General features: G+C 62.8%; 3 protein-coding genes. 1 reads left to right on the top strand and 2 read right to left on the bottom strand.

Annotated features, from left to right (window positions below):
* Positions 1 to 26 precede the first annotated feature (26 nt).
* Complete coding sequence (locus EN879_RS27730) at positions 27 to 1,247, bottom strand: alanine racemase (RefSeq protein ID WP_063168489.1); 1,221 nt, start codon at positions 1,245 to 1,247, stop codon at positions 27 to 29.
* Between the two features lie 208 nt (positions 1,248 to 1,455).
* Between EN879_RS27730 and EN879_RS27725 the strand changes: the two genes are divergently transcribed.
* Positions 1,456 to 2,373 carry a DMT family transporter gene (locus EN879_RS27725; RefSeq protein WP_063168490.1) on the top strand — a complete coding sequence of 306 codons (918 nt, stop codon included), beginning with the start codon at positions 1,456 to 1,458 and terminating at the stop codon, positions 2,371 to 2,373.
* Between the two features lie 439 nt (positions 2,374 to 2,812).
* On the opposite strand, the gene metF is transcribed toward EN879_RS27725, so the two are convergent.
* Positions 2,813 to 3,631, bottom strand: coding sequence for a methylenetetrahydrofolate reductase [NAD(P)H] (metF, locus tag EN879_RS27720; protein ID WP_245493874.1), 819 nt, complete (start codon positions 3,629 to 3,631; stop codon positions 2,813 to 2,815).
* Position 3,632: the final 1 nt, after the last annotated feature.

Raw genomic sequence — 3,632 nt, 5'->3', positions numbered from 1 at the left:
CCTATTCCCCTACTGCCTTATTCCCCTCAATCCGCCATCGTCTCCAAACTGGCAAAACCCTGTGGCGCGTCGCCCTCGTCGAACGGCGTCGTCACCTCGACGAAGGTGTCGGGATAGAAGCCGTTGAAGCGGGTCCTCAGCGACAGCGAATACGCGCCGATATGGCCGATCTCGATCCAGTCGCCGGTATCGACCGTTTCCGGCAGCCAGAACGGCCGCGACAGGATGTCGACGGAATCGCAGGTCGCGCCGCAGACCTTGAACGGCACGATGTTCTTCTCCTCGCCATTGCGCGAGCGGATCGCCGGGTCGGGAATGAAGCGCGCCGGCAGCGTGATCTTGCCGGTCCATGAATCCGACAGCGATGCCCAGATGCCGTCATTGATGTAGAGCCGCTTGCCCTTGCGCAGCAGCACCCGCACGATCAACGACAGGCAGCGCGCCACGATCACCCGGCCGGGCTCAGCCACCAGCGGCATCTGGTCGAACTGATACTCCTTCAGATCGCCCGACAGCCGCGACATGATCTGGCCAAGCGACGGCATCTCGATCTGCTTGCGGTTAGGGTCGTGGCCGTATTCGGCGGGGAAACCGCCGCCGACATCGAGCCCGGCAATATCGAAGGTCAGCCGGTTGCGCACCCAGTCGGCGGAAGCCAGCGCCCGCTCATAGGTATCGGGATCCTCGATCTGGCTGCCGACATGGAAGCACAGGCCGACCTTGTAGCCGGTACGGCTCAGCCGCTCCGCGAGCTCGACGGCATACGCCGGCCCGGCGCCGAACTTCTTCGACAGTTCGTAGGCGGCATGCCCCTTGGTCTGCACCCGCACGAACACGCTGATCGAGCCCGGATCGATGTCGAGAGCCCGCACCACTCGCGTCAGCTTGGTGATCTCGTCCTCATGATCGAGCGAAATGACGCGGATGGCGTATTTCTCCAGCGCCAGCTTGATGTCCGACTGCGCCTTGACCGGGTGCATGTAGAGCATCTCGGCATCGGGGGAAACGGCACGCACGGCGGCGAACTCGCCCGGCGAAGCGACGTCGAAAGCCTTGACGCCGGCTTCGACCAGCGTCTTCAGCACGATCTGCTCGCCATTGGTCTTGACCGCATAGGCGGTCTTGCCGGGGAACATGCCCATGAACTGCCTGGCATCCGCCATCAGCACTTGCGGGCGGAAGCAATAGACCGGATCGTCCGGACGAAGCGCCAGTGCCGCCTCGCGGGCATTCTCGAATCGCTGCATGGACGAATCCTCACTTCGGCTGCGCACAATTAATCCAAGCTAGCGGCTAATGAAAACAATTCTGTGTCTCGTGCGGCTGACGCTGGGGCGCTGGGTCTTTGCCAGCAACGTTTGCCAGCGATCAGGTTTCGGGTGGCTCTTGTCACTGAGTCCGATATGGCTTCTGCCTGACTGACTGGCATTCAGGCCGTCTGGGAGGGCGACTCACATGACAATAGCCGCGACATCAGCACCGCGCGGGCCGATGGTGCTCAAGGACTGGGGGCAGCTCCTGCTGCTCGGCGCGATCTGGGGCGGCTCGTTCTTCTTTGCCCGCATCGCGGTGGCCGAACTCCCCCCGCTGGTGCTGGTGCTGTTTCGCGTCGCCATCGCCGCGATCGCGCTACAGATCTATCTCGGCCTGTGCGGCCCGTCCTTCCGCCTCGCGCTTCCGCATGCAGGCCTGTTCTTCCTGCTGGCGCTCACCAACAATGTGGTGCCCTTTTCGCTGATCTTCGCCGGCCAGACGGAGCTTGGCGCCGGCGTCGCCTCGGTGCTCAACGCCACGACGCCGTTCTGGACATTGATTCTCGCCAATGCGCTGACATCGGACGAAAAGCTCTCCTGGAACAAGCTCGCCGGCATTGCGCTCGGCATCGCCGGTACGGCCGTCATGATCGGCCCCGGCCTGCTTGCCGGGCTCGGCGGCCCGGTCTGGGCCAAATTCGCGCTGATCGGCGCTTCACTGTCCTATGGCATTGCGCTGATGGTCGCCCGCCGCTTCAAGGGCGTGCCCTCGCCGGTCGTCGCCACCGGGCAGTTGACCGCTTCGACCATCATCATGATCCCGATCGTGCTCTTCACCTACGGCCCATCCGGCCTGTTCTCGGCCTCGCCGCCGGTCTGGGCGGCGGTGCTGGCGCTGGCACTTCTGTCCACAGCCGTCGCCTACATCCTCTATTTCAACCTCGTCGCCTCGGCGGGCGCTACCAACGCCTCGCTGGTCACGCTTGTTGTGCCGGCCAGCGCCATGCTGCTCGGCTTCCTGTTCCTAGGCGAGCGGCTGGAGCTGTTCGAAATCGGCGGGGTGGTGCTGATCGCGCTCGGCCTCATCACCATCGACGGGCGCGTCCTTGGAAGACGTTAGCGCGTCCTTTGAACCCCCACATCGCCGCGAAAGTCGCATTCGACTTTCGCGGCGGTAGCGCTGCCATGACACGGCAGCGACACGAGCCGGCCACATTTTATTCACAGGTCTGAAGTCGGTATTTGCCTAGGAGTTTCAAAGCCTAACGGCAAAAGACATGTCGCGGATTTCACAATCACGTCGCAATGCAGCACATTTTCCGCTTGCCTGTGGCACAAATGAACCTAGACTCCATGACATAGCTCTTTAAGAGGAGGCTATGTCATGGGACTTACGAGGCCTATCAACGCATTGATGATCTGTGCTGCGTTCGCCTTTATCGGAGCCCTCATTATGGGCTTCCTTCCCTGACCGCCAAAGCGGGGAAGACCAGCACCCAAATAGTCCAACCAATTCAAAAGGCCGGGTTTTTCCCGGCCTTTTGTTGTTGAGCCCGACCTCATGCCGCGGCTGATCCGGCGGCCGCCGCCTCGTGCGAGCGAATACCGATCATATGGCAGATGGCAAAGACCAGATCGGCGCGGTTCATGGTGTAGAAGTGGAAATCGCCGACACCGCGCTCGACCAGGTCCATGACCTGTTCGGCTGCCACCGCCGATGCCACCAGCGCATGCGTCTGCGGGTCCTTGTCGAGGCCTTCGAAACGCTCCGCCAGCCAGCCGGGCACATGCGCGCCCGCCCTCGCGGAAAAGTTCGCGACCTGCTTGAAACTGTGAACCGGCTGGATGCCCGGCACGATCGGGATGTAGATGCCGGCGCGGCGAACGCGCTCGACATAGCGCTCGTAGAGATCGTTGTCGAAGAAGAACTGGGTGATCGCCCGCGTCGCGCCATTGTCGACCTTGCGCTTCAGCATCTCGATGTCGGTGGCGAAATCGGGGCTTTGCGGATGCTTTTCCGGATAAGCCGCGACGGAGATGTCGAAATCCGCGATCGTCTTGAGCCCGGCGACCAGTTCCGCGCCATTCTCGTAGCCACCGGGATGCGGCCGGTAGGGCTCGCCGACGCCGGAGGCCGGGTCGCCGCGCAGCGCCACGAACCGGTTGATGCCGATCGATTTGTAATCCTGGATGACCGCATCGACCTCGTCGCGCGTTGCCCCGACGCAGGTCAGATGCGCCGCTGCAGGAATACCGGTTTCCGTCAGGATGCGCTTTACAGTGCGCGCGGTGCGCTCCCGTGTCGAGCCGCCGGCGCCGTAAGTCACCGAGACGAATTTCGGCTTCAGCGGCTCCAGCCTTGTGACCGTCTCCCACAGC

Origin of the sequence: Mesorhizobium sp. M7A.F.Ca.AU.002.02.1.1, from assembly GCF_003998535.1 — a bacterium.
GTDB classification, from domain to species: Bacteria; Pseudomonadota; Alphaproteobacteria; order Rhizobiales; family Rhizobiaceae; genus Mesorhizobium; species Mesorhizobium ciceri.
Note: the sequence above shows the minus strand (reverse complement) of the source record. Positions and strands in the feature narration are given on the sequence as shown.

Excerpts from the sequence above, each read along its gene's own strand:
- EN879_RS27730 (WP_063168489.1), bottom strand. The coding sequence starts at position 1,247 with ATGCAGCGATTCGAGAATGCCCGCGAGGCGGCACTGGCGCTTCGTCCG.
- EN879_RS27725 (WP_063168490.1), top strand. The coding sequence starts at position 1,456 with ATGACAATAGCCGCGACATCAGCACCGCGCGGGCCGATGGTGCTCAAG.